Below are 24,598 nucleotides of genomic sequence, written 5' to 3' on the forward strand. Positions count from 1 at the left end.
TTTAAAAAGCTCCTGCGGGAGCTTTTTTTTGTACCTGAGATACATTAGCTATGCGTTTCTTCCTCAGTATCATCTTCAAAAGTCTTGGCAATTTTTCCAATATTGAGGCTCTTGGCCATGGCATCGAAAATTTCCTTATAGACCCCATCCTGACGGTATAGTGCTTCGTGTTCCCCGTGTTCTGCAATACAGCCTTCCTTCATGACATAGGTATAATCGGCATCGATAATTTGTGACAAGCTATGCGAAATAATAATCACCGTTCGCCCTTGTTTGATCTCATCGAGGCTCTGTTTAATCTGCTCGCTGGCAATGGCATCGAGGCTGGCGGTTGGTTCATCGAGAAAAATAATTGGTGGATTTTTGAGGAACATGCGAGCCAGCGCAATGCGTTGTTGTTGCCCGCCTGAAAGCATCAGTGCATCGGATTGGTAAGCTGCGGGTAACTGCAAAATTTGTTCATGAATAGAGGCTTTTTCTGCGGCAGCATAGACATCTTCATCACTGGCATTGATTTTTCCATAGCGAATATTGTCTAAAATACTACCTTGGAAAATGTGATTTTTCTGTAAGACGAGGCCAATGTGATCGCGTAAATAGGCGGTGTCGATGTCTTGTAAATCAATTCCATCAAGCTCAATTTTTCCTGTATCTGGCTGATAAAATTTATCTAATAAGCTAATTAAAGTGGATTTTCCTGCACCGGATAAACCGACCAAGGCCGTGATTTTGTTGGGTCGAATTTCCATGTTGACTTGCTTAAGCGCATGATGACCATTGGGGTAGAAAAAATCGACACTCTTTAGGCTGAATTTTCCCTGAATTTTGGGTTTGAGTGCACCACTTTGCTCGATTGCATCATCTGCTTCTAAAATTTTAAAAAAGCTTTCTGCGTAAATCATTGCATCATTTACTTCATCATAAATACGGTGCAATGAATGAATTGGCGCAGAGACATTATTAAACAGTAAAATATGAAACATGATCATGCCAATGCTCATTTGTCCATCGAGCACAAAGTACGCCGTGAGGATGATGATCAGCACAATCCCGATTTGTTCAATAAAGGTCTTTAAGCCATCAAATAAAAAGCTGAGTTGACGCGTTTGCATCTGGTTATCGGTTAGTGCTTTTTGCAGTTTCAGTTGTTTAGTCGACTCAATGGACTCTCGGTTAAAGGACTTAATCACGCTAATCGACTGGATAATACTGAGAATGCCTTGGCTCTTTTTTTCACGGCCATCACGCAGGTTGCGCCGCCATCCGCCCAGTTTCTTCGCTTGTTGGAAGGTCAGCCAAAAGTAAATTGGGATAATACTGGTCGCCACCAAACCGACGTAGAAGTTGGCATAGTACATCAGCCCCAGTGCCACAATGGCACTGCTAAAAAGTGGCAAAATATCGATAAAAAAGATTTGTACCAGACGGGTGAGTGAACCAATGCCACGGTCAATTCGCGTTTGCAGCTTACCTGCTTGGTTTTGATCAGCATTAAAAAAAGCCAAACGGTAGTTGAGGAATTTTTCGATAATACTTTGCGCCAAGTCTTGTGATACTAGAATGCGGAGCTTTTCCCCATAAAACTTTTGACCAAACTGAACTAAGGCACTGATGATTTCTTTACTGAGTAAAATCACAGAAATGGTGATCAAAATATGGAGGCCTTCGGTCAGTCCTTGGCCTTGTTCGACCAGACGGTTGATACTGTCGACAGCATATTGCAAAGTCAGAGCATTGACCTGAGCAGTGAAGGAACCAATCAGCGTCAGGATCAAGGTCGCAACTACCAATATCCGATAGGGGCGGACAAAGGGGCGAAGCTTTTGAAACAACTGCCAAAGGTTCATACATGCTTCTTTTTATTGTGAAAGTTCACATGAGTGTATGCATAAGGAAGCTAGGCGACAAGCTGTGACTTTGTTTTGATTTGTGTCGTTCTAAATTCAGTTAAACTGTTTGCAGAGGAGGAAAAGTCATGACCTTAGATCTGTTTAGTCCTGAACCGCAAGCAAACTTGCTCCCATTCGATGGGCAGGTGCAGGACTTGGGCTTGATTTTAACGGCAGAGCAAAGTGCAAAATATTTGGATTATTTTTTAGCACATTTGGCATGGCAACCTGACGAGGTCGTACTGTATGGCAAACGTTATGTCACGGAACGAAAAGTGGTGTGGTATGGCGATGCCGAGTACCAATATCACTATTCGGGCAGTGCCAAGCAAGCACTGTTATGGAATCCAGCTTTGTTTCGTTTAAAACAACATATTGAGCAATTGGTGGGACATCCATTTAACTCGTGCCTAGCCAATTTATATGAAAATGGCAGCCAAGCCGTGGGCTGGCATAGTGATGATGAGCCTTCACTACGTTCGCCGCAGCAAGAAAATGTGGTGATTGCCTCACTCAGTTTTGGCGCAACTCGTAAGTTTTGCTTTAAGCACAAGTTTAAACAGGAAAAAGTCGAGCTGATGTTGCACAGCGGGCAATTGATCGTGATGCGTGGACAGACACAGCGCTACTGGAAACATGCTTTGATGAAATCTAGCAAAATCACTGAGCCGCGTCTGAATTTAACCTTTCGCTACTTCTATCCAGCGCCTCAAAGCTAAGTTGAGTTAAGCCTCAATATTATGCAATAGATGGCATTTCTGTTCGATTTGTAAGGCGCTATGTCTTAATATTTCGACCATTTTTTTCAGATCGACAAATTCAAACCGATTTTTTGAAGCCAATAAAGTCAGTGCCAACGGTGTATCTTTGGGCGAAAATTTGACTGGTACAGACAGACTGGCGAGGTTGGGATCAAACTCGCCATTGGAAAAATAATAGCCTTGTTTCTTAATGGCTTTCATTTTCTGTAAAAATTCATCTTGGCTCGCAGCAAAATTGACCTCGGCCAGCTGAGCCGAAAATTTTTGATAATATTCAATAATTTTAGCTTTGCTGAGCTGTGAAATCACCACTTTAGGCGATGAACCCAAATACACGGGACGTGGGCAACCACGCCCATAAGAAAATAACTCAAGGTCTTTAAAGACTTCACCATATAGGTCAATACAGTGCTCTGCGTTGAGCTGGGTGAGGATACAGCAAAACTCCGTTCGCTCAACGATGTCTTGCATAAAAGGAATGCTGATTTGTAAGAGTGGGTCTGTGGTTCGAGAGATATAGTCCAACACAGCAATTTGAGAGCCTAAAGTATAGTCACCACTGGTTCCACTTAAGCGCTGTAAAAGTCCTGCGGATACCAATTCCTTTAAATAACGATAACTGGTGGGTTGTGATAGTCCCAGTTCGGCACTGATGATATCGACATTGATAATCGGACGTGACACAGAAAAGAGGTCTAAGACAGTGAGAATTTTACCGAAACTTGAAAGTGCCATAAGAACCTACTTAGTCAAAATAAATGCCATTTGAACGACAGTTACTATATAACAAAAACCCTAGACTCGACATGGCTTTCGTCCTGAGCGCATGGCTTTCGTGGACTTTTATCAGCATTTGCAACTCAATAAAAAGGATGAAATATGATCTTAAAAATATGTAAATTATCATATTAAGATATTGTTATTGACAAAAAAGCGTATTTTTGGAAAAATTATCATCACAAATATCCTTAATGAATAATACTTTTGTTATTTGTTGAGCTATTTTCTTTCCTTTCAACATGGCGCTGTCTTTGACCATGTCTGTAAAAGACTTCATTTATTGAATTATTTTTTCATCCGTCTTCGCATGAGGTGAGGACGAAGTGATGCTGTTTGTCTGAGCAATGCTGTGTTGAAGAGTTGTTTAAATGTTGTCATTCAGCGCATTTAGAGATGAATTTATGTTCCTCACCAAACAGTTACTCGCATTCCGTCCAAATAAATTGGACTGGATTTTTGCGACGAAAACCTTTTTGGCAGGCATGCTTTCACTTTATGTCGCATTTTCTTTAGATTTGGCTTATCCCATTTGGGCGATTGGAACGGTCTTCGTCATCGCAAACCCATATGCGGGTATGACCTCCTCAAAAAGTCTTTATCGGGTGTTGGGAACGTTGTTGGGGGCGATTGTTTCGATTGCAGTCACGCCAAACCTGATCAACACTCCAGAATTGTTCACATTATTTTTAGCCACATGGGTCGGGTTTTGTCTATATTTTTCATTGTTGGATCGGACGCCGCGTAGCTATATTTTTATGTTGGCGGGCTATACCACGGTCATTATTTGCTACAACATTGTCTATAACATTGAAACCACTTCCATGTTTGATATGGCAATTGGTCGCTGTATTGAAATCACGGTGGGAGTACTGTGTAGTGCAGTGGTGAATGCGGTACTGTTTCCCATGCATATTGGTCCCGTAGTCAAAACCCGTGTTTCACAGACTTTTCAAGACACCCGAGCGGTTTTTGATCAGATTCTGACAGATGATGTTAAGGCCATTAATTACAGCACTACACTTAGTCATATCACGCGGGATATTGCCGATATTCATGTGATGGCTGTGCATTTGAGCTATGAAAAATCGACCTTGCAGGGCATGACCAAACCGCTCCAAGAAATGCTGCATCAACTCAGTATGTTGGTGACAAACTTGGTGGCCATGGCCGAGCGAATTCAGCAGTTAGATCACATTGACTCACGCTACCGTCCAGCTTTAGAAAAAGTCCATGTGCAGATCGTCGAGTTTTTGCAAGGCGATCAAGCCATTTTAGAACAAGAACTAAATCATTTGCCTGAACAATTTGAGTCGAGTTTTCAAGCCGTGTTTGACAGTGCCTTGCCACAGCAGCAAGTCATGTTGGCCAGTTTAAAAATGGATGTGCGTCATTTCACCCAAAATATACGCGCCATTAAGTTGATTTGGCAGCGTATCCAACAGGGGGATGACAGCTTACCCGCGACCGTGATCCCGATGAGTACAAACTATCCCAACTTACATCGAGATCATGGCGTAGCCGTGCGTGGCGGCATTTCAGCTTTTATTGTGGTGCTTGTGGCGACTGGCTTTTGGATTATCAGTGGTTGGAAAGCGGGTTTTATGATGGCAGAGATGGCCGCTATTTGTGCCTGTATTTTGACCAGTATGGACAATCCTGTTCCTGCCTTAAAAATCTTTATCCGTGCCAGTGTGTATGCGGCGATTATTGTCTTTATTTATGCTTATGGCATCTTCCCACACATCAGCGCTTTTTGGATGTTGGCTGTGGTGTTGGCCCCTTTTTGTATGTACTGTCTGATGCTGTTTTTACATCCGCCGCTCACAGGTTTGGCGCTACCTTTGATAATGGGTGTGGTCATGGGCTTAAATCTGCAAAACCGTTATCACCTTGACCAAGTGATGTTTTTTGATGCATCGATTGGGACGGTGCTTGGTCCCATTATTTCTGTCTATGTGATTCACTTAGTGCGTGCGATGTCGCCAGACATTATCGCCAAGCGAATCCTGTCTTTACATTATAAAGCGATACGACAAGCGCTTTATCTACCTTATGGGGTGGAGTTTAGAGTGCATTTGCGCAGTATGTTGGATCGGATAGGCGTACTGAATACCAAATTGGTACAGTCCAATCTTTTGAAGCAAAAAATTAATTTGGCCCTGATTGAATCCAGTGCGGTGATTGATTTAACTCGGGTGCAAGAACTGATTGAAAAAATGCCTATGCAGGCCTCTATCACGCTGCATCTACAAGAACTACAAAGCCAAATGGATGATTATTTTCACGCGAAAGAATTAGACCATAGCGATCTACAGGTCAGACAACACATTTTGGACAAAATTCAGATCATTCAGGCTGAGCTTATACAGCTGCAAGACCTAAGCATTGCTCGGCGTTTACAAGTTTCACTGAATAATATTCAAAGCAGTCTCTGTCATGCGACATGGGACGAAATGTCTCAAGTCCGTTTGCTGGGAGCATAACGATGGGCGAACTTAATATCTATGGTGTGTATGTGCCAGTTTTGGTCATTCAGGCGGTATTGGCCTACATCGTATTACGGTTACTCATGCGGGTGACCGATCCTTGGGTCGACAAAGGCTGGATTTTTTTACCCAGTATTTTTTATTTATGTCTCTACATTACAGTGCTTGGCATGGTCCATTGGGGTTTTATCGTGAGCTTTGCCTAAGCGCACATCTGATTGAAATGAATGAGGTAAAATGAAATGGCATCCTTTGATTGGCGTAAACTGAGCCGTCCCATCACTTTAGTGCTGATTGCGGGTATCGCGATCGCAGTGCTCGTGCATCTTTGGCATTATTATAATGCTGAACCGTGGACACGTGATGGGCGGGTTCGTGGCGATGTGATTCAAGTGTCTTCCGATGTATCAGGCTTAGTCACTGAAGTTTTAGTGCACGATAATCAAAGCGTCAAACAAGGGCAGGTGCTGTTTAAAATTGATGTGGCGCGTCAGGCGCTTGATGTGGAACAAGCCAAATCAGACTTGGCTAAAGCCAAAGCCAGTTTGGCGGCTGCCGAAGCGGAGCTGTTTCAAAGCAAAGCCAATTTGACCAAATCACAAGCCAATAGTCACTTGGCCGATAAAAATGCAGAACGTTATGCCAATTTGATGGATGGTGCTATATCAAAGCAAGAACAAGATCACATGTTTGCCGTACGAGATCAATCACATGCCGAACATGAACAAATGCAAGCGGCGATTCAGCAGGCCAAAGCCAATATTGCGCAGCAACAGGCGTTAATCGATGTAGCCACCAGTCATTTACATTTGGCTGAATTAAACTTAAACCGTTCCGAAGTGGTGGCACCAGCAGATGGCACACTGTCTAATTTTGAGATGAAAGCAGGGAACTATGTCAAAGTGGGGCAGGCGGTAGCGGCGCTATTAGATCGCTCGCAGCTTTATGTGGTCGGTTATTTTGAAGAAACCAAGTTAAATAAAATATATTTGGGTGCGCCCGCGACTGTACAGTTGATGGGGGACTCAAACATATTGAAAGGACATGTGCAGGGGATTGCTTCAGGCATTGAAGATCGTGAACGAACTACAAGTACAGGTTTATTGGCCAATGTAAACCCAACCTTTAGTTGGGTGCGTTTAGCGCAGCGCGTTCCTGTGAAAATTGCACTGGATGATATTCCGAAAAATGAATTGGCATTTGTCGCGGGGCGAACCGTGACAGTACATATTACCCAGTCACAGCACTAAATTGACCTCTGCTCATTTCAAAAAAAGCATCCGATGAGGATGCTTTTTTTGAACGCTATTTGATGTGTTGAGATCCGACTCCAGTCATAAAACCCATGTCATCTGTTTTAAGAAAGTCGTGGTTAAGGCGTAAGGCCTTCAGGATCGCGATACCAACTTTCAATAAACAATGTGGCGGCAAGGCTATCAGCAGAGAGTTTTTTTCCTCGACCTTGCGCATGATAGTGGCTCAGCTCATCACGGGCTGCACGAGTACTTAAGCGTTCATCTACCATCCATGTTTCAATATTGGTTTGATGGCGTAAACGACGTGCGAACTTACGTGCTCGAGCAGATAATTCTGACTCGCTATCATCCATATTGAGTGGTAGACCGACTAAAAATACATTGGGTTGATATTGTTTAATAATTTTATGCAGTTCATCCCAATTGGGGATGCCATCTTTCATTGGAAACAAAGCCAAAGGTGTTGCACTTTCAATCAGTGCTTGACCGACTGCCATGCCCATTTTTTGTGTACCAAAATCAAATGCCATAATCATTTGAGGTGTGTTTAAATCAGGCATGTCCAATCTCAGAAGACAACCAGGTTCGGTCCAGCCCGAGCTTTTTATAGGCAGCATCCCAACGGTCGTCATAAGGAATATTAAAAATCAAATCCATATCAGCATCGCAGACTAGCCAATCACCACGAGACAGCTCATCTTCCAATTGGTTTTTGGTCCAACTGGTATAGCCCAAAGCAATTTGATAGCGACCTACACCTTCGTTATGCGCAATCGCATCTAAAATATCTTTAGACGTGGTGATACAGATATTTTCGCCCACAGCAATCGAAGAGTGCCATGTCGGCTGACCCGTATGTAAGACAAAGCCAGCTTCTGGACGCAAAGGCCCACCTTGGAGAACATCATGTGGTCGTACGTGATCGGCTTCAATTTCAAGATCATTGAGCAGTTCTTTGACTGAAAGTCCTGAAGGGCGGTTGATGATGATGCCTTGAGCACCTTCCTCATCGTGTCGGGCCAAATAAATCACGGTATGGGCAAAGACTTCATCTGCCATATCGGGTGGGGCAATGAGACAGCGATGCGTCAGATATTGTTTGCTCACCTAAAGGCTTCTCCTTGAAATTAAAATGCTTCTAGTCAAATGTTGTTATCTACCACGTTACTAGACTAATGCACTTTCTCCAAATCTTTTTTTGTGATCCAGTCTACATAAATTAGGCGGATTGAAACTTCAACTGACGTAATTGCTTGGCATGTTGTAGCGTGGTGTCATTAATTTCAACGCCACCTGTCATACGTGCGAGTTCATCGATACGCTCATTTTCTTCTAAGTTTAAAATGGTGCTGCTGGCAGGGTCGGTCTGACGTTTTTTCACCAACAAGTGCTGGTCAGACTGTGCTGCAACTTGAGCTTGGTGGGTAATACACAGAATTTGCACATGTGAACCCAAGTCGGCCAAGAGACGACCAACAATTTCCGCCGTGCCACCACTAATGCCGACGTCAATTTCATCGAAGACTAAAACTTCAGCTTCAGTTTTTTCAGCATTCATCACTTGCATCACCAACGCGATACGTGACAACTCTCCCCCTGAAGCAACTTTGGCTAATGGTTGTGGTGGAATGCCTTTGTTGGCGGTGAACAGTAATTGGATAAAACTTAGGCCTTCACTAGAAACCTGCTCCATTGGTTCAAACTTAAACTCAAAGTGCGCTTCAGGCAGAGCCAATTGTTTGACCTGTTCAGTTAAATGTTTTGCCAATGGTGCGGCTGCATCACGACGAATTTGGTCAAGGTGCTGGGCTTTATTTAACAGGTCCTGATGCGAGACTTCAACTTGCTCAGCAAGTGTTTCTGGATCTTCTAATAAATGGAGTTGTGCCAGTTCAGATTGCCATTGTTCATGCTCTTGTTTTAAGTGTTCTGGCTGCGTGCGATACTTACGGGCAAAACGGTGGAACATCTCAAGCTGGGTGTTCAACTCTTCCATGCGTTCTGGGTCATAGCTTTGACGGTCAATAAACTGACGTAGATTAGCCGTGGCATCGTCAAGCTCACTTTGTGCATTCAGCAAAGACGTATGAATCTCGGCTAATTGTTCACTGCGTCCTGCATGTGACTCTAAGCGGCGAATAATACTGGAAATTTCTTGATTAATATTTTGTTCAGCATCATCTAAGGCCGTAACAGCATAACTACAGTCCTGCATGATATTTTCATGATGGGACAAGCGATCAAACTCTTGTTCAATCTCTTTATAGTCGATTTGCACCACATCTTCGAGTTCTTCTAATTGTAAACTCAAAGTATCCATACGCTGTTTACGCGTGGCTTGAGCATCCAATGCTGCTTGGTGCTGACGAATGTCTTTTTGCCATGTGCTATAGGCTTCACGCACAGCTTGCGCTTCTGGGTAGAAGTTATGATAGAGGTCTAACCAGCGTCTTGGATAAGGCGGTTCTAATAGCTGTTGTTGACTGTGTTGACTATACAGTTGTACCAGCAAACGCCCGATTTCTTTCAATTCAGCTAAGCTGCTCGGACGACCATTAATCCATGCTTTGCTACGGCCAGTGGCAAAAATAACCCGTCTTAGATGAATTTCGCCTGACTCATCATCTAACTCATGTGCCTTTAGCCATATGGCTTCAGGGTTGTGCTCTTGATAGCTGAAAATAGCCGTGACATCAGCTTTGTCTGAACCGAAACGGACATAGTTTGTGTCAGTACGTTCTCCCAAACAGGCGGACAGTGCATCTAGCAATAATGATTTGCCTGCACCTGTTTCCCCAGTCAGGACATTAAAACCTTGATCGATATCAAGTGCTAAGTGATCGGCTAAAGCAAAATTAATTAAAGTTAAATGTGTCAGCATAAACGCATCCGAGCTGCGAAAAGTTTTAGTTTAAGATAGTGAAGTTTTATTCAGCCGACAAGACGGCAACGCTATTCGTTTTGTGCAAAGTCGGCTTATTTTAACGTGAATCTGAAAGTCGACCTAGCAGATTTTTTTAAATCCGACTGTTATAGCAAACTTAGCACAAACGTGTTGGTATGCGATGTATACGGAAAGAGCACGATTCAGCGAACGGATCGCATCGGCAAAAAACACGCCAAAATAGGCTAGAAATTGAGGCAATTGTACGATGGTCGGACTTTAACAAAATATTGATTGAGGAGAATAAAACATCGATTGATTAGTTAATCGCACATCTTTAAACTAGCGAATCAATACGAATATAAATGCGCATTATCTGGAGTGTACGCATGTCAACTCAGTTCGACCATGTCTCTGTCATTAAAAAATCCAATGTTTATTTTGGCGGTTTATGCATCAGTCATACTGTGCAATTTGAAGATGGCACCAAAAAAACGTTAGGGGTCATTCTTCCGACAGAACAAGCTTTGACGTTTGAAACACATGTAGCAGAGCGTATGGAAATTATTTCAGGCGAATGCCGTGTACAAATTGCAGACAGCGAAGAGAGCGAATTGTTCCGCGCGGGTCAGTCTTTTTATGTGCCTGGCAATAGTCGTTTTAAAATTGAAACCGACGAAGTGTTGGACTACGTGTGCCATTTAGAAGGCTAAGCTTTCAACTGATACTCGCCAAGTAATTTCAAGCGAAATCGGTTAAACTATCCGTTGCACAGCAATCCTGTAAAGTCAGCTTTACAGGATTTTTATTTTGGCACATCGTGTCGATGGTCATTTATCTTTTTAGAGGTCCTACATGGCTAAACCTGAATATTTCTATGGCGTTCATTCGGTGGAGTCATTGTTGGAACTTGAACCTGAACGCGTACTGACGCTTTTTACCTTAAAAGGACGTGATGATCAGCGTTTAAAGCGTGTACTTGAGTTGGCTGAACCGTTTGGTATTAGCGTACAACAAACGGGTCGTGATCGATTAGAAAAAATGGCTGGCTTGCCGTTCCACCAAGGAGTTGTGGCTGCGGTCCGTCCTAATCCAGTTTTCAATGAAAAAGATCTAGAAGCCTTACTGAAACAATCGCCAAATTGTTTATTGCTGGGTTTAGACCAAGTCACCGATCCGCATAACCTCGGCGCATGTATCCGTACCGCGGCTGCAATGGGCGTTGAAGCCGTGATTGTGCCTCGCGATCGTTCTGCAAGTTTGACCCCGACCGCGCGCAAAGTTGCGGCAGGTGGTGCTGAAAAAGTCAAATTTATCCAAGTGACCAATCTGGCTCGGACTTTAGCGCAAATTAAAGATGAGTTTAATGTGCGTGTGGTCGGTACCATGTTGGATGAAAAAGCCTTGCCGCTACAACAGTTCGATTTTACTGGAACGGCTGTATGTGTGGTGATGGGTGCTGAAGATACTGGTCTGCGTCCAATTACCCAGTCTCAATGCGATCAAACGGTTTATATTCCGATGGCAGGAAATCTACAAAGTTTGAATGTCAGTGTAGCAACGGGTATGGCTTTGTATGAAGCATGCCGTCAACGTAATGTCTAAGATTTTTTAATTCCTGATTCAATGTAAGCACAATGATGACCCCTCAAAAACAAGGCTATGTATTTATTGCCATCACCATGTGTATTTGGGGGGGATTTACCTTAACGGCGCGGCTCAGTGCCAATTGGGGTATTGGTGCGTGGGATATTACCGCCTTACGTTTTCTCTTGGCGTTTTGCATCTTAATGCCAATCTTGATCTATAAAAAAGATACCGCCTTTTTGTGGAAGAAAGAGCCTTTTATTTTGGCGATGATTGGAGGGGTGTGTTACTGCATCACCGCTTATAGCGCTTTTCATTATGTGCCTGCGGCACATGCTGCGATCTTCCTCAATGGCTGCATTCCACTTTGTACAGCTGTTGCAGCTTATCTGCTATTTCGACAACCATTTGACCGGCATACTTGGCTCAGCCTCAGTATTATGTTGCTCGCACTGACGGCCATGAGTGGGCTGATGTATCAAGAAACAGGTATTGCTTTTAGTTTAGGTGATGGCTTGTTTTTCCTCAGTGCTGTGCTGTGGGGAACATTTACCGTTTTATTGAGACAATGGAAACTGTCGGCATGGCACTCCATGGCAGGTGTTGCGATTTGGGCTGCGATTATTTTTGTGCCGATTTATGTTTTATTCCTACCCAAAACCATAGCGCATGTGCAACCTGTGCAATTGATTGCTCAGGTGGTATTTCATGGTGTGTTCGTAGTCATCGTGGCGACACTCACTTATGTGGAAGCCATTAAGCGTTTGGGGGCATTTAAAACAGGCAGTATTGTGACGTTGGCGCCTTTTATTGCTGCGATTATTGCGGTTCCTTTGCTCAATGAGCCTTTGAGTGTTGCAATTTTATGTGGTCTTGTGGGAATGGGGATCGGGGCCTTACAACCGTGGCGTTGGATACGGCAGGACAGTCTGAAAGCCCAACTTGAACAACAAAAAAAGCAGTCATAATCGACTGCTTTTTTTAGACCTCTGAATGGGCTAAATACTTTAAATGCAAAGGTCTGAGCTGTGCATATAAGTGTTCCAAGTGTCCATCATTTACCACAATATCATCGGCCAACGCTTGTTTTTGTTCACGGGACATTTGCGCTTTAATGATGGTTTGAATTTGCTCAATGGTTTGATGGTCGCGCTGCGAAGCACGAAGAATCTGGATATTAATTGAAGCATCGATCAGAAGCGTATGTTGTGTTAGTTCATGCTGATTGGTTTCAAAAAGTAGCGGTGAAACCAAAATCGCATAAGGGCTGGTCGCAGCTTGTAATTGTTGCATGATGGACTGGCGAATTGCAGGGTGGGTGATCTTTTCCAATTGCTTACGGGCAGACGGGTCCTGAAAAATGTGTTCACGTAAAGCGCGTCGATTCAGTTCACCATTGTCCAGTAAGGCCCACTCGCCGAAGCTGCTTCGAATTTGCTGAAGTGCAGGCTGACCTACAGCAACAATTTCTCGAGCAACGACATCGGCATCGACTACTTGTATGCCTTGTTGTTCAAACCAGTGGCTTGCGGCAGATTTTCCACTGCCAATCCCGCCTGTCAGACCTAAAATAAATGACATATTATATTTTAATTGCCTAAATATATTTTCATAATTTGCTCACCCCACAGAAAGGCAATCCAACCTGCGATGGCAATATATGGACCAAAAGCAAAAGGCTGATTTTCTTTGCGCACTTTGAGCAGAATGATGCCGATAATGGCACCTACGAAAGAGGAAAGTAGCACAATCAGCGGCAGCAGCAAAGGGCCCATCCATGCGCCTAAAGCAGCAAGTAACTTAAAGTCGCCATAACCCATACCTTCCTTACCTGTGATGAGCTTAAACAGATAGTAGACAATCCATAAGCATAAAAAGCCAATGATGTAACCCCAAATAGCCATCGTTGGTGTGGTGTAAATCGCATAACTATTGACCCCTAAACCCAGAGCTGCAAGGGTGAGGGTATAGCGATCAGGTAAAAGTTGAGTGTCAAAATCAATAAAAGTTAAGGCGATTAAAATGTAAGTGAGTACGAGACCAAACAACATTTGGATTGTTGGGCCAAAGACTGCAACCACGACCAATGCACAAATGGCGGTCAGGAGTTCAATCGCAGGGTAGCGAATGCTGATCGGGTTATGACAAGTGCCACACTTTCCTCGTAGCAGTAACCAACTCATCACAGGGATATTTTGATACCAGCGTATGGCACTTTTACATTTGGGGCAGGTTGAGGCAGGCTTGCTCAACGAGAGTTTCGTTTCATCAATAATAGGCTGTTCAGGATGAAGTAGAAATTGGCAGTCGGTGCGCCATTCTTGTTCCATCATTTTTGGCGTGCGATAGATCACTACATTTAGAAAACTACCGATGCACAAACTAAAAACTCCAACGGCGAAATAAAGCGCCATTGGAGTATTGATCAGATAGGAAATTATTTCTTGCATTAAACCACAGAACCCATTTGGAAGATTGGTAGATACATGGCAATCACTAGGCCACCCACAAGTACACCCAAGACCGCCATGATCAGAGGTTCCATCATTGCCGTTAAGCCATCCACCGCATTATCGACTTCATTTTCATAGTGGGTTGCAACTTTATCCAGCATGGCATCGAGAGCACCAGATTCTTCACCAATCGCTACCATTTGTACTGCCATCGATGGAAATTTATTGGTGGCACGCATTGCGAATTGAAGTTGTTGTCCTGTTGCGACATCTTCACGGATTTTCATCACGGCTTCTTCATAGACTACGTTATTGGTTGCACCCGCTGTAGACTCGAGGGCATCAATTAAAGGTACACCCGCAGCAAAGGTGGTAGACAGCGTACGGCTATAGCGTGCGATAATCGCTTTGTAGACTAAATCACCAAAAATCGGGGCTTTCAGAGCGGCTTTATCCAGCATGTCACGAAACTTTTTACTGCGTTTTTTGGTTTCGAGTAATGCGGTAATTACCACACCAACGACAATAATCAAAATGAACCAGTATTTCTGCATCCATTCAGACATATTCACCACCATTTTAGTGAATGCAGGTAAGTCCGCCCCAAAGGAACTAAAAAGTTCTTGGAACACAGGGACGACTTTGACCATCAAAATAATAGTCACGATCACCGCAACCACAACCACGGTTGCTGGGTATTTCATGGCCTTTTTAATTTTTTGCTTTAACAACTCACTTTTTTCTTTATAGACCGCTACACGGTCCAGCATGGTCTCAAGCGCACCTGATTGTTCACCCGATTCAACCAATGAACAGAATAAGTTGTCGAAATATTGCGGATATTTTTTGAGTGCTCCAGCAAAGGTATTACCACCCTCAACTTCGCCTTTAATGCCGAGGACAACTTCACGCATAGACGGGTTTTCCAAGCCTTCAGCAACGATTTCAAAGCCTTGTACCAGCGGTACACCTGCTTTCATCATGGTTGCGAGCTGTCGGGTGAAAATTGTGATGTCCAGTGTCGTCACTTTTTTCTTCATTATGCCTTCAAGAATATTCTTTTTCTTTTCTCGAATACTCTTGATGGTAATCCCTTGTTTGCGCAAAGTAACTTTGGCGAGGGCGAGATTACGTGCAGGCAATTCCCCTTTAATTTTTGCCCCTTTACGATCAATCCCTTCATAATTGAAGGTTGGCATCATCTGTGCTTTTTTGACAGCCATGCATTTATCCTTATTCTTTCAATATTTCAACTATTCGCTGGTTACACGATTTACTTCTTGTAAGGAAGTGACCCCCTGCATAACCTTGAGTAAACCTGAACGACGTAAATTGTTAAATCCTAATTTTGCAGATGCTTCAGCAATCTGTAAGGCATTGCCATCTTCCATAATAATTTTTGAAATTTCTGGCGTGACTTTCATAACTTCATAAATACCAACACGCCCTTTATAACCTTCACGGCACTCAGCACACCCCACCGGTTGATAAGCTTTGAAGTCTGGATTTTGGATATCTGTTGAAGTAAAGCCCATTTCGAGCAAGCTTTGTTCAGGAATATCGACAGCGGCTTTGCATTGGTTACATAAGCGGCGCGCTAAACGTTGTGCAATCACCAAATTGACCGAGGTTGCAATATTAAAAGATGGAACCCCCATATTGCGTAAGCGTGTTAGGGTTTCAGGTGCACTATTGGTGTGGAGTGTCGACATCACCATGTGACCTGTTTGCGCTGCTTTAATCGCGATTTCAGCTGTTTCAAGGTCACGAATCTCACCGACCATCACAATATCAGGATCTTGACGTAAGAATGACTTCAGTGCAGCAGAGAAGGTGAGGCCGACTTTATTGTTCACATTGACCTGATTAATGCCTTCTAAGTTAATCTCAACAGGGTCTTCCGCAGTTGAAATATTGGTGTCTTCTTTATTTAGAATATTCAAACCTGTATACAGCGATACCGTTTTACCTGAACCTGTCGGGCCAGTAATTAACAACATGCCTTGCGGTTTGTCTAAAGCCTGCATAAATAGGTCTTTTTGATCTGGTTCATAACCTAAAGCATCGATCCCTAGCATAGCACTGGATGGATCGAGAATACGCAGAACCAATTTTTCACCAAATAAGGTTGGAAGTGAGTTGACACGGAAGTCAATGGCTTTACTTTTTGACAGCTTTAATTTAATACGACCATCTTGCGGGACGCGCTTTTCAGAGATGTCCATTTGTGACATAACTTTTAAACGTGAAGCAAGACGAGTCGCCAGTTGTAGTGGTGGGCTGGCAATGTGACGCAGAACCCCATCTACACGATAACGGACACGGTAAGATTTCTCATAAGGCTCAAAGTGTAAATCTGATGCGCCCATACGAATCGCATCGATCAGTAATTTATTGATGTATTTGACGATCGGTGCTTCATCGCCTTGAGGTGAATCGTCTTCTTCGTCATTGGAGTTCTGAGGGTCTTGTTCTAAGTCTAAATCAATATCTTCATCAGAAAATTCAAAGCTATCGGCTTGCGCAAAATTTTGTTCGATTAGTTTTTCAAGCTGAGGATGTTCAACAATAATCGCTTCAATATTCATTTTAGAATTGAAGCGAATTGCGTCCATCGCATCCATGTTGGTTGGATTGCTGGTAGCGATATAGAGGATATTGCCACGACGGTATATCGGCAACACACGATGCTTGGTGATGAGTTTATCTTCGACCAAATCCCGTAGAATTTGTACCGAATCATAGACACTTAAGTCAAAAACGGGCTCGCCAAACTCCAAAGAAATCGTCTCAGCGATCATTTGTGGAGAGAGTTTATGATTTTCAATCAGATAAGGAACGATGTCTTGCTGAGCTTTTTTTGCAGAGAGCATTGCCTGCTGCATATTTTCAGCAGTCATGCGTCCGTCTTCGACTAAGCGTCGAATGAAGCCTGTGAACTTAGGCAAACCATTTGATACTGACATTCCCCAGATCCTTAACTTCTCAATTGTTTATAATTGGTATCGTAAAATTATACTTTTGTTGCACAAAAATACCATATCTGAAAGTGTTGTCACCACCTTAATATCGATTAAAAGCATGAACTGGTCGTGATAGCAGGCGGTTTTTTTACAAAAAGATGTCTTTATTTTCATTCGTATTATTTTGATTGCCGAAGAAATTCTAGAAGAAAACTATATTTGAAAAATAAATACCGTGTAGAATGAGGCCGTTTTAATGAACTGTTTTGAATAGGGTGCTGTATGTCGGGTTCGACGATTAAGCCATGGGTTGTCGGCAATTGGAAGATGAACCCAATGCAGGCAGATGCCAAGCAATTGCTTCAAGAATTTAAACAGCTCTTGCAAGAGAGTGAAATAGCAGAAGAAAAATGTAACATTGGGCTTGCGCCTGTGACGCTGGCTTTGACGTCAATGCAGACTGAATTGGCGAATGCTGCACGTGCAGTTTTTACTGTAGCGCAGGATGTTTCGCGTTTTGGCAACATGGGTGCATATACCGGTGAGGTGAGTGCAGAGCTGCTTAAAGATAGTCAAATTGAATATGTTTTAATTGGTCACTCAGAACGTCGTGAATATTTTGCTGAAAGCGCAGCAATTTTAAATGCGAAAGCTCAAAATGCCTTAAATGCGGGTTTAAAAGTCATTTACTGTGTCGGTGAAAGCTTAGAACAGCGTGAATCTGGTCAGGCAGAAGTAGTGGTTTTACAACAAATTTGCGACTTAGCCAGTGTGGTAAAGGCAGAGCAGTGGCCTCATATTGTGATTGCCTACGAGCCAATTTGGGCCATTGGTACAGGAAAAACTGCTTCACCAGAAGACGCGCAAACCATGCATGCTAAAATCCGTGAAGGTCTCACGCAAATTACCAGTCATGGCGCGAACATGGCCATTTTATATGGTGGTAGTGTAAAAGCTGAAAATGCAGTAGAGTTAGCGGCCTGTCCAGACATCAATGGTGCACTCGTCGGTGGGGCATCTTTAAATGCAACGTCGTTTTATAAAATTGTCGAAGCATTTGCAAATACAAAATAATTAGGAGTTCAGCATGCAAACTTTTGTGCTGGTAGTACATATTATCTTAGCTGTGTTGATGATCGTGCTGATTTTGGTCCAGCATGGTAAAGGTGCAGATGCTGGTGCTTCGTTTGGTGGTGGCGGTGCTGCAACTGTATTTGGTGCATCAGGTTCAGGTAATTTCTTGACCCGGTTGACTGCGGTTTTGACGGCCTTGTTTTTTATCACCAGTTTGTCACTTGCTGTGTTTGCCAAAAAGCAAACCACAGATGCCTATAGCTTAAAGTCAGTGCAAACGACAAGTTCTGCACCTGCACAATCGACTGAAACTTCGCCAGCTGCACCTAAAACAAGCGAATAATTGGAATTAGTCCTTTCTTTTTTGTGACGATGCTACTAGAATGCGTCACAGCTGCGGTGGTGGTGGAATTGGTAGACACGCTACCTTGAGGTGGTAGTGCTTTCGGGCGTGGGGGTTCAAGTCCCCCCTTCCGCACCAACTTATGAATCCAGAAGATTAAGTTGGTGTATGCAGCAAATTCTGTTGATGCGGGATGGAGCAGTCTGGTAGCTCGTCGGGCTCATAACCCGAAGGTCGTTGGTTCAAATCCAGCTCCCGCTACCAATCAATCTTATTTTAGAAGCAAACTAAAGTGAGTAACTTAAGTGATTAAGTTAAGAATATTTTTGCGTTTTTTTGCGGGATGGAGCAGTCTGGTAGCTCGTCGGGCTCATAACCCGAAGGTCGTTGGTTCAAATCCAGCTCCCGCTACCAATCTTATTTTAGATGCAAACTAAAATAAGCAGTTTAAGTGATTAAATTGAATAATTTTTGCGTTTTGTTGCGGGATGGAGCAGTCTGGTAGCTCGTCGGGCTCATAACCCGAAGGTCGTTGGTTCAAATCCAGCTCCCGCTACCAATTTGATTTAGGTGCAACTAAATCAGAGCAAGTACGAAGTATTTAGATTGAAAAATAGTTCATATTTGTATATAATTTTTGCACGTTGATGCGGGATGGAGCAGTCTGGTAGCTCGTCGGGCTCATAACCCGAAGGTCGTTGGTTCAAATCCAGCTCCCGCTACCAAGTTTCTAAAAAGAGGCTCACAACAAGGTGGGCCTTTTTGCACAGTGGATATTAATTTTCTGTGCAATAATTGGGGCGATTACGCCCTTTTTTATTGGCTATCGTGTAGTGTCGATGTGAGCCGGATACGGTGAAAGTCAAAGTGTCATGTTCCACTACTACTATAGTTTGTATTGGCTTGTAGTGGTCTGTTTCGGCCATTGAATCGCACAAAAATGACGAGAGTAAATGAAGCTATCAAATAAAACTCAAGCACTCCAAGACTTAATTGCTCCTGCAGTGCAAGCCTGTGGTGTTGATCTTTGGGGGATTGAATTCCTTCCTCAAGGAAAACGTTCTTTATTGCGCATTTATATCGACAAAGCTGTCGACGAAAATGCAGAACCCATCATCAATGAAGATGGTGAAGAAGAGCAGGGCCGTGGCATCGGTGTACAAGACTGTGTACGCGTGACCCAGCAAGTCGGCGCAATGATGGATGTCCATGATCCAATTTCAGGTGAATATGCACTTGAAGTGTCATCTCCGGGTTGGGATCGTCCATTTTTCCAACTTGAACAATTACCTGCATATATTGGTCAACAGATCGCTTTCCGTTTGATCAGTGCAGTCGATAACCGTCGTAAATTCCAAGCTAAATTGGTTGCTGTAGATCTTGAAGCTGAAATGATTCAAGTCGAAGTGGAAAAGCAACAGGTGCTTGAAATCGATAGTAATAATATTGATAAAGCCAATTTGGTCTATCAAGATTAATTCATTTAATAAATAAGAATCTGAACGAATAGGTGGCTTATGGCACGTGAAATTCTTACCGTAGTTGAAACGGTTAGTAATGAAAAAGGTGTACCTCGTGAAGCGATTTTCGAAGCCTTAGAACAAGCGCTTGTTGCTGCGACTAAAAAGAAATTTTACGAAGGAACAAACTCTGAAGAAGCTCAGCTTCGTGTAGAGATTGATCGTAAAACGGGTGAATACAGCACTTTCCGTCAATGGGAAGTGGTTGCGGATGAAGATCATGAGATGCCAGCATGTCAAGATGCGATTTCAGATGTTGATCCTGCACAATGGTCGATTGGTGATATTCGTGAGCTTGAAGTGCCTTCAATTGACTTCGGTCGTATTGCGGCGCAAATTGCAAAACAAGTCATTGTTCAAAAGATTCGCGAAGCTGAACGTGCGCTGATTGCAGATGCCTACGAGTCTAAAGTGGGTGAGTTGATCTACGGTGAAGTGAAAAAGCAAACCAAAGATGGCTTTATCATTGACTTAGGTGACAATGCTGAAGCATATCTTGCACGTGAAGAAATGATTGCAAAAGAAATTTTGCGTCCGAAACAACGTGTAAATGCGATTTTGTTTAATGTGAACCGTGAAGGTCGTGGTGCACAATTACAATTGTCACGTGCCAAGCCTGAAATGCTCATCGCTTTGATGAAGAAAGAAATTCCTGAAATTTCTGAAGAAATTATTGAGATTAAAGCGGCAGCGCGTCAACCTGGTGTTCGTGCTAAAATTGCTGTGAAAACCAATGATCATCGTATTGATCCAGTGGGTGCATGTATTGGTATGCGTGGTACACGTATCCAAGCAGTTCAGCAAGAATTGAACGGTGAGCGTATTGATGTTGTTGTATGGTCTGATGATCCTGCGCAGTATATTGCGAGTGCTTTAGAGCCGGCAGATGTATCGGGTATTGTGATTGATGAAGAAGAACGTACAGCGGACATTATTTTCGCAACTAGCGATCAATTAGCGCGTGCGATTGGTTCACAAGGTCAAAACGTACGTTTAGCCTCTGAACTTACAGGCTATAAACTCAACATGATGCTTGAAGATGAGTATCATGCTCGTCAGCAAAATGAAGCACAACAATACTTAGACCTATTTGTATCGCGTCTAGATATTGAAGAAGATTTGGCAATGGCATTGGTTGAAATGGGCTTTACTTCTTTAGAAGAGATTGCTTATGTTCCAGCTGAAACATTTGACGAAATCGAGCTAGATGCTGAAGTTGTTGAATTACTTCAAAGTCGTGCCAAAGAAGTTGCATTGGCTGATGCATTACAGCAGCAAGAAAACATCCAAGATCCAAGCGCGGAACTCGTTGCAATGGAAGGGATGACGCAAGAGATTGCTTATGCACTTGCAGCACGTGGTGTCATCACAATTGATGACTTGGCTGACCAAGCGACTGACGATATTGCTGATATTGAAGGTCTGGGTACAGAGAAAGCGGGTCAACTTATTATGAAAGCGCGCGAATCATGGTTTAACTAGGAGATCTACATGACGGATAAGACGATACAAGAGTTAGCTCTCAGTGTGAACCGCCCTGTTGAGAAGCTCCTAGAGCAGGTTCGTGATGCTGGTTTACCACAGCGTAAATCGGACGATATAATCTCTACTGAACAACAAGATGCCCTCGTGCACCATTTGAAGAAAATTCATGGTCAAGACGATGGTCAGGCAGGAAAAATCACGTTGAAACGTAAAACGACCAGTACCGCTAAAGTAGCGAGTACATCAGGTAAGGCAAAAACGATTAATGTAGAAGTTCGCAAGAAACATACATTTACCAAGCCAGATCCAGAACAAATTAAAGCGGAAGCTTTGGCAAAAGCGCAAGCTGAGCAACAAGCTCGTGCGAACGTTCAAGCTATGGTTGAACCAAAAGCTGAAACTCCAGTAGTAAATAAAGCGGCTGCAAACTTTGAAGCGATGCGTGCTGCTGCAAAGCAAGAAACGACGAAGCAAGAAGTAGCAAAAGCTGCGGTAGTTGTGAAGCGTAAATCAAACAATAAGCCTGTGGTTAAAGCACAAGTTAAAGTTGTTGAAACACCTGAACAGAAAAAAGCACGTGAAGCTCAAGCCGCTCAATTAAAAGCGACTGAAGAAGCAGCACGTCGTAAGGCAGCTGAAGAAGCGCAGCAACGTACACTTGAACAAATGCGTCAAATGGCATCTAAGTATTCAAACGAAGATGCAACTGCGACCATTCGTGTAGTGGATGATTCTCCACTTGCTGCGGGTCTGGTTGGTCAAGCATATGAAGACTCATTTGCGAAAGAAGACCGCGAAATCAAACGTGGTACCAATACGCCAGCTACACGCGCACCGAAGAAAGGTGGTCGTCGTGGTGAAGAGCAATCTTTCCGTGATAACTCGCATAAACGTGGTTTAAAAACAAGCTCTGCAAACAAGCATGGCTTTGAAAAACCGGTTAAAAAGCAAGTTTATGATGTTGAAATTGGTTCAACCATTGTGGTTGCTGACTTGGCTGCGAAAATGGCAGTTAAAGTACGTGAAGTAATTAAGTCACTCATGAAAATGGGTGAGCTTGTGACTCAGAACCAAGCGATTGACCAAGAAATTGCAGCATTAATCGTAGAAGAAATGGGCCATAACCCAGTTCTTGTATCGGATACGCAAGCAGAAGATAACTTACTTGAAGCAGCAGAAGAAGCACGTGGCGCTCAAACGACTCGTCCTCCTGTTGTGACCATCATGGGTCACGTTGACCATGGTAAGACATCGTTACTTGACCGCATTCGTCGTTCAAAAGTGGCAGCGGGTGAAGCGGGTGGTATCACTCAGCACATCGGTGCGTACCATGTTACGACGGATAAAGGCATTATCACATTCTTAGATACTCCAGGACACGCAGCATTTACTGCAATGCGTTCACGTGGTGCGAAATCGACAGACATCGTGGTATTGGTTGTTGCAGCGGATGATGGTGTAATGCCACAAACAGCTGAAGCGATTGATCATGCACGTGCTGCAGGTACGCCGATTATTGTTGCAATCAACAAGATGGATAAAGAATCTGCTGATCCAGATCGCGTATTGAATGAATTAACTGTGAAAGAAATCGTGCCTGAACAATGGGGCGGTGACGTTCCTGTTGCAATGGTTTCAGCACATACAGGTCAAGGTATTGATGAACTTCTAGATATTATTTCAATCCAAGCTGAATTACTTGAGTTGAAAGCATCTGAAGAAGGTGCTGCTCAAGGTGTCGTGATTGAAGCACGTGTAGACAACAGCCGTGGTGCGGTAACGTCTATCCTTGTTCAAAACGGTACATTGAAAGTAGGTGACCTTGTTCTTGCCGGTGCATCTTACGGTCGCGTACGTGCGATGACAGATGAAAACGGTAAACGTATTCAGTCTGCAGGTCCTTCAATTCCAGTTGAAATTTTAGGTCTACCTGAAGCGCCAATGGCGGGTGATGAAGTTCTGGTTGTGAATGACGAGAAAAAAGCACGTGAAGTTGCCGATGCGCGTATGGATCGTGAACGTCAAAAGCGTCTTGAGCGTCAAAGCGCAATGCGTCTTGAAAATATCATGGCGTCTATGGGCAAGAAAGATGTGCCTATCGTCAATGTGGTGTTGAAAACTGATGTACGTGGTACATTGGAAGCATTACACGTTGCTCTTGCTGACCTTGCAACAGACGAAGTTAAAGTCCGTGTTATTGGCTCAGGTGTTGGTGCGATCACCGAATCTGACGTGACACTGGCTGAATCTTCTGAAGCGGTACTTCTTGGCTTTAACGTACGTGCGGATAACGCAGCGCGTCAAAAAGCGGATGCTGACGGTATCGATATTCGTTACTACTCAATCATCTATCAATTGATTGATGATGTGAAAGCAGCGATGAGCGGTAAGCTTGCGCCTGAACACCGTGAAACAATTCTGGGTGTGGCTGAAGTACGTGAAGTGTTCCACTCAAGTAAGTTTGGTGCAGCAGCAGGCTGTATGGTACTTGAAGGTATGTTACACCGTAATAAACCAATTCGTGTCCTTCGTGATGACGTGGTTGTGTTCCAAGGTGAGCTTGAGTCACTTCGTCGCTATAAAGAAGTGGTTGAAGAAGTTCGTGCAGGTATGGAATGTGGTCTTGCGGTTAAAGGTTATAAAGACATCAAAGAAAAAGACAAGATCGAAGTCTATGATGTTCAATTGATCAAACGGAGTCTTTAATGGCGGGTAGTCAACGTCTTAAGCGCATGGCGGATACAGTACAACGTGAGTTGTCTGAACTGATTCGTCAAGAGTTGAAAGATCCACGCTTAGGTGGTCTTGTGACCATCTCTGCAGTGAAGGTTAGTCCAGACTTAGGTTATGCTGAAGTATATGTGACTGTGATGGGCCGTGAGCTTGGCGATGAGCAAAGTGAAGCAGCCAATAAAGAAACGCTAGATGTGCTGAACAAAGCATCTGGTTTCTTGCGTCACGAACTCGGCCGTCGTATTAAGACACGTATTACACCCCGTCTGCGTTTCCATTACGATAAAACCAATGCATATGGTAACTATATGTTTGGCCTGATTGCTGAAGCAGTAAAGGATTTACCCGCTGATGAAGCAAACAAAGATGATGAATAATTCAGTC

22 protein-coding genes and 5 tRNA genes are annotated in these 24,598 nt (G+C 43.4%); 18 read left to right on the forward strand and 9 right to left on the reverse strand.

Annotated features, from left to right (window positions below; genetic code table 11):
* Positions 1-44: 44 nt before the first annotated feature.
* On the reverse strand, positions 45-1,847 hold the full coding sequence (locus tag ACF8FD_RS14335; protein ID WP_392453519.1) for an ABC transporter ATP-binding protein: 1,803 nt from the start codon (positions 1,845-1,847) through the stop codon (positions 45-47).
* A 128-nt stretch (positions 1,848-1,975) separates the two neighbouring features.
* On the opposite strand from ACF8FD_RS14335, the gene ACF8FD_RS14340 reads away from it, so the two are divergent.
* Entirely contained in the window at positions 1,976-2,608 is a 633-nt protein-coding gene (locus tag ACF8FD_RS14340) for an alpha-ketoglutarate-dependent dioxygenase AlkB (protein WP_131229876.1), read from the forward strand.
* Between the two features lie 6 nt (positions 2,609-2,614).
* Here ACF8FD_RS14340 and ACF8FD_RS14345 read toward each other — a convergent pair whose 3' ends face one another.
* The gene (locus tag ACF8FD_RS14345; protein WP_004692725.1) at positions 2,615-3,385 is read right to left on the reverse strand and encodes an IclR family transcriptional regulator; all 771 of its coding nucleotides are present in this window, start codon (positions 3,383-3,385) and stop codon (positions 2,615-2,617) included.
* A gap of 446 nt (positions 3,386-3,831) precedes the next feature.
* Here ACF8FD_RS14345 and ACF8FD_RS14350 point away from each other — a divergent pair, with 446 nt between their 5' ends.
* Genes ACF8FD_RS14350 through ACF8FD_RS14360 form a run of 3 tightly spaced genes read left to right on the forward strand, consistent with a single transcriptional unit; the run spans position 3,832 to position 7,166 of the window.
* A complete protein-coding gene (locus tag ACF8FD_RS14350; RefSeq protein WP_392453533.1) occupies positions 3,832-5,913 on the forward strand; it encodes an FUSC family protein in 2,082 nt (693 codons plus the stop codon).
* Positions 5,914-5,915: 2 nt separating this feature from the next.
* Positions 5,916-6,122 carry a DUF1656 domain-containing protein gene (locus ACF8FD_RS14355; protein ID WP_005400946.1) on the forward strand — a complete coding sequence of 69 codons (207 nt, stop codon included), beginning with the start codon at positions 5,916-5,918 and terminating at the stop codon, positions 6,120-6,122.
* A gap of 36 nt (positions 6,123-6,158) precedes the next feature.
* The gene (locus tag ACF8FD_RS14360; RefSeq protein WP_281963890.1) at positions 6,159-7,166 is read left to right on the forward strand and encodes an HlyD family secretion protein; all 1,008 of its coding nucleotides are present in this window, start codon (positions 6,159-6,161) and stop codon (positions 7,164-7,166) included.
* Between the two features lie 122 nt (positions 7,167-7,288).
* On the opposite strand, the gene ruvX is transcribed toward ACF8FD_RS14360, so the two are convergent.
* The 3 genes from ruvX to recN all read right to left on the reverse strand — a co-directional run bounded on the left by ruvX (position 7,289) and on the right by recN (position 10,053).
* Positions 7,289-7,732, reverse strand: a complete 444-nt coding sequence (gene ruvX / locus ACF8FD_RS14365) for a Holliday junction resolvase RuvX (protein ID WP_062035179.1) — start codon at positions 7,730-7,732, stop codon at positions 7,289-7,291.
* Positions 7,725-8,279: a YqgE/AlgH family protein gene (locus ACF8FD_RS14370; protein ID WP_004692720.1), complete on the reverse strand. Its 555-nt coding sequence runs from the start codon at positions 8,277-8,279 to the stop codon at positions 7,725-7,727. Before ACF8FD_RS14370 ends, ruvX begins: the two co-directional genes overlap by 8 nt.
* 112 nt (positions 8,280-8,391) lie before the next feature.
* Positions 8,392-10,053, reverse strand: coding sequence for a DNA repair protein RecN (gene recN / locus ACF8FD_RS14375; protein WP_392453520.1), 1,662 nt, complete (start codon positions 10,051-10,053; stop codon positions 8,392-8,394).
* Positions 10,054-10,445: 392 nt separating this feature from the next.
* Between recN and ACF8FD_RS14380 the strand changes: the two genes are divergently transcribed.
* From ACF8FD_RS14380 to ACF8FD_RS14390, 3 genes are all read left to right on the forward strand, one after another.
* A complete protein-coding gene (locus ACF8FD_RS14380; RefSeq protein WP_004692718.1) occupies positions 10,446-10,769 on the forward strand; it encodes a pyrimidine/purine nucleoside phosphorylase in 324 nt (107 codons plus the stop codon).
* A 142-nt stretch (positions 10,770-10,911) separates the two neighbouring features.
* Complete coding sequence (rlmB, locus tag ACF8FD_RS14385; RefSeq protein WP_004692717.1) at positions 10,912-11,661, forward strand: 23S rRNA (guanosine(2251)-2'-O)-methyltransferase RlmB; 750 nt, start codon at positions 10,912-10,914, stop codon at positions 11,659-11,661.
* Positions 11,662-11,693: 32 nt separating this feature from the next.
* Entirely contained in the window at positions 11,694-12,611 is a 918-nt protein-coding gene (locus tag ACF8FD_RS14390; protein ID WP_281963895.1) for a DMT family transporter, read from the forward strand.
* 13 nt (positions 12,612-12,624) lie between these two features.
* Here ACF8FD_RS14390 and coaE read toward each other — a convergent pair whose 3' ends face one another.
* The 4 genes from coaE to pilB are packed head-to-tail and all read right to left on the reverse strand — an operon-like array spanning position 12,625 to position 17,062.
* Positions 12,625-13,224: a dephospho-CoA kinase gene (gene coaE, locus ACF8FD_RS14395; RefSeq protein WP_195728534.1), complete on the reverse strand. Its 600-nt coding sequence runs from the start codon at positions 13,222-13,224 to the stop codon at positions 12,625-12,627.
* A gap of 8 nt (positions 13,225-13,232) precedes the next feature.
* The gene (locus ACF8FD_RS14400; RefSeq protein WP_392453521.1) at positions 13,233-14,093 is read right to left on the reverse strand and encodes a prepilin peptidase; all 861 of its coding nucleotides are present in this window, start codon (positions 14,091-14,093) and stop codon (positions 13,233-13,235) included.
* Positions 14,093-15,319: a type II secretion system F family protein gene (locus ACF8FD_RS14405; protein WP_392453522.1), complete on the reverse strand. Its 1,227-nt coding sequence runs from the start codon at positions 15,317-15,319 to the stop codon at positions 14,093-14,095. Before ACF8FD_RS14405 ends, ACF8FD_RS14400 begins: the two co-directional genes overlap by 1 nt.
* Positions 15,320-15,349: 30 nt before the next feature.
* Positions 15,350-17,062 carry a type IV-A pilus assembly ATPase PilB gene (gene pilB / locus ACF8FD_RS14410; RefSeq protein ID WP_392453523.1) on the reverse strand — a complete coding sequence of 571 codons (1,713 nt, stop codon included), beginning with the start codon at positions 17,060-17,062 and terminating at the stop codon, positions 15,350-15,352.
* A 279-nt stretch (positions 17,063-17,341) separates the two neighbouring features.
* Here pilB and tpiA point away from each other — a divergent pair, with 279 nt between their 5' ends.
* The 11 genes from tpiA to ACF8FD_RS14465 all read left to right on the forward strand — a co-directional run bounded on the left by tpiA (position 17,342) and on the right by ACF8FD_RS14465 (position 24,591).
* A complete protein-coding gene (tpiA, locus tag ACF8FD_RS14415) occupies positions 17,342-18,133 on the forward strand; it encodes a triose-phosphate isomerase (RefSeq protein ID WP_392453525.1) in 792 nt (263 codons plus the stop codon).
* A gap of 13 nt (positions 18,134-18,146) precedes the next feature.
* Positions 18,147-18,476, forward strand: coding sequence for a preprotein translocase subunit SecG (gene secG, locus ACF8FD_RS14420; RefSeq protein WP_004692710.1), 330 nt, complete (start codon positions 18,147-18,149; stop codon positions 18,474-18,476).
* A 53-nt stretch (positions 18,477-18,529) separates the two neighbouring features.
* A tRNA-Leu gene (locus ACF8FD_RS14425) sits at positions 18,530-18,614 on the forward strand.
* Between the two features lie 49 nt (positions 18,615-18,663).
* A tRNA-Met gene (locus ACF8FD_RS14430) sits at positions 18,664-18,740 on the forward strand.
* Positions 18,741-18,813: 73 nt separating this feature from the next.
* Positions 18,814-18,890: transfer RNA gene (locus tag ACF8FD_RS14435), tRNA-Met, on the forward strand.
* Between the two features lie 68 nt (positions 18,891-18,958).
* Positions 18,959-19,035: transfer RNA gene (locus ACF8FD_RS14440), tRNA-Met, on the forward strand.
* Positions 19,036-19,124: 89 nt separating this feature from the next.
* Positions 19,125-19,201 (forward strand) — tRNA-Met (locus ACF8FD_RS14445).
* A 228-nt stretch (positions 19,202-19,429) separates the two neighbouring features.
* The gene (rimP, locus tag ACF8FD_RS14450; RefSeq protein WP_004692708.1) at positions 19,430-19,954 is read left to right on the forward strand and encodes a ribosome maturation factor RimP; all 525 of its coding nucleotides are present in this window, start codon (positions 19,430-19,432) and stop codon (positions 19,952-19,954) included.
* Between the two features lie 39 nt (positions 19,955-19,993).
* A complete protein-coding gene (gene nusA, locus ACF8FD_RS14455) occupies positions 19,994-21,478 on the forward strand; it encodes a transcription termination factor NusA (protein WP_004692706.1) in 1,485 nt (494 codons plus the stop codon).
* 9 nt (positions 21,479-21,487) lie between these two features.
* Positions 21,488-24,187: a translation initiation factor IF-2 gene (gene infB / locus ACF8FD_RS14460; protein ID WP_010325772.1), complete on the forward strand. Its 2,700-nt coding sequence runs from the start codon at positions 21,488-21,490 to the stop codon at positions 24,185-24,187.
* On the forward strand, positions 24,187-24,591 hold the full coding sequence (locus tag ACF8FD_RS14465; RefSeq protein WP_004978763.1) for a ribosome-binding factor A: 405 nt from the start codon (positions 24,187-24,189) through the stop codon (positions 24,589-24,591). The genes infB and ACF8FD_RS14465 overlap by 1 nt, the downstream gene beginning before the upstream one ends.
* The last annotated feature ends 7 nt before the right edge of the window (positions 24,592-24,598 follow it).

The sequence above is a fragment of the Acinetobacter sp. TYF_19 genome (assembly GCF_043105125.1).
Taxonomy (GTDB): Bacteria; Pseudomonadota; Gammaproteobacteria; order Pseudomonadales; family Moraxellaceae; genus Acinetobacter; species Acinetobacter johnsonii.

Excerpts from the sequence above, each read along its gene's own strand:
- ACF8FD_RS14335 (WP_392453519.1), bottom strand. The coding sequence starts at position 1,847 with ATGAACCTTTGGCAGTTGTTTCAAAAGCTTCGCCCCTTTGTCCGCCCC.
- ACF8FD_RS14340 (WP_131229876.1), top strand. The coding sequence starts at position 1,976 with ATGACCTTAGATCTGTTTAGTCCTGAACCGCAAGCAAACTTGCTCCCA.
- ACF8FD_RS14345 (WP_004692725.1), bottom strand. The coding sequence starts at position 3,385 with ATGGCACTTTCAAGTTTCGGTAAAATTCTCACTGTCTTAGACCTCTTT.
- ACF8FD_RS14350 (WP_392453533.1), top strand. The coding sequence starts at position 3,832 with ATGTTCCTCACCAAACAGTTACTCGCATTCCGTCCAAATAAATTGGAC.
- ACF8FD_RS14355 (WP_005400946.1), top strand. The coding sequence starts at position 5,916 with ATGGGCGAACTTAATATCTATGGTGTGTATGTGCCAGTTTTGGTCATT.
- ACF8FD_RS14360 (WP_281963890.1), top strand. The coding sequence starts at position 6,159 with ATGGCATCCTTTGATTGGCGTAAACTGAGCCGTCCCATCACTTTAGTG.
- ruvX (WP_062035179.1), bottom strand. The coding sequence starts at position 7,732 with ATGCCTGATTTAAACACACCTCAAATGATTATGGCATTTGATTTTGGT.
- recN (WP_392453520.1), bottom strand. The coding sequence starts at position 10,053 with ATGCTGACACATTTAACTTTAATTAATTTTGCTTTAGCCGATCACTTA.
- ACF8FD_RS14380 (WP_004692718.1), top strand. The coding sequence starts at position 10,446 with ATGTCAACTCAGTTCGACCATGTCTCTGTCATTAAAAAATCCAATGTT.
- rlmB (WP_004692717.1), top strand. The coding sequence starts at position 10,912 with ATGGCTAAACCTGAATATTTCTATGGCGTTCATTCGGTGGAGTCATTG.
- ACF8FD_RS14390 (WP_281963895.1), top strand. The coding sequence starts at position 11,694 with ATGATGACCCCTCAAAAACAAGGCTATGTATTTATTGCCATCACCATG.
- coaE (WP_195728534.1), bottom strand. The coding sequence starts at position 13,224 with ATGTCATTTATTTTAGGTCTGACAGGCGGGATTGGCAGTGGAAAATCT.
- ACF8FD_RS14400 (WP_392453521.1), bottom strand. The coding sequence starts at position 14,093 with ATGCAAGAAATAATTTCCTATCTGATCAATACTCCAATGGCGCTTTAT.
- ACF8FD_RS14405 (WP_392453522.1), bottom strand. The coding sequence starts at position 15,319 with ATGGCTGTCAAAAAAGCACAGATGATGCCAACCTTCAATTATGAAGGG.
- pilB (WP_392453523.1), bottom strand. The coding sequence starts at position 17,062 with ATGTCAGTATCAAATGGTTTGCCTAAGTTCACAGGCTTCATTCGACGC.
- tpiA (WP_392453525.1), top strand. The coding sequence starts at position 17,342 with ATGTCGGGTTCGACGATTAAGCCATGGGTTGTCGGCAATTGGAAGATG.
- secG (WP_004692710.1), top strand. The coding sequence starts at position 18,147 with ATGCAAACTTTTGTGCTGGTAGTACATATTATCTTAGCTGTGTTGATG.
- rimP (WP_004692708.1), top strand. The coding sequence starts at position 19,430 with ATGAAGCTATCAAATAAAACTCAAGCACTCCAAGACTTAATTGCTCCT.
- nusA (WP_004692706.1), top strand. The coding sequence starts at position 19,994 with ATGGCACGTGAAATTCTTACCGTAGTTGAAACGGTTAGTAATGAAAAA.
- infB (WP_010325772.1), top strand. The coding sequence starts at position 21,488 with ATGACGGATAAGACGATACAAGAGTTAGCTCTCAGTGTGAACCGCCCT.
- ACF8FD_RS14465 (WP_004978763.1), top strand. The coding sequence starts at position 24,187 with ATGGCGGGTAGTCAACGTCTTAAGCGCATGGCGGATACAGTACAACGT.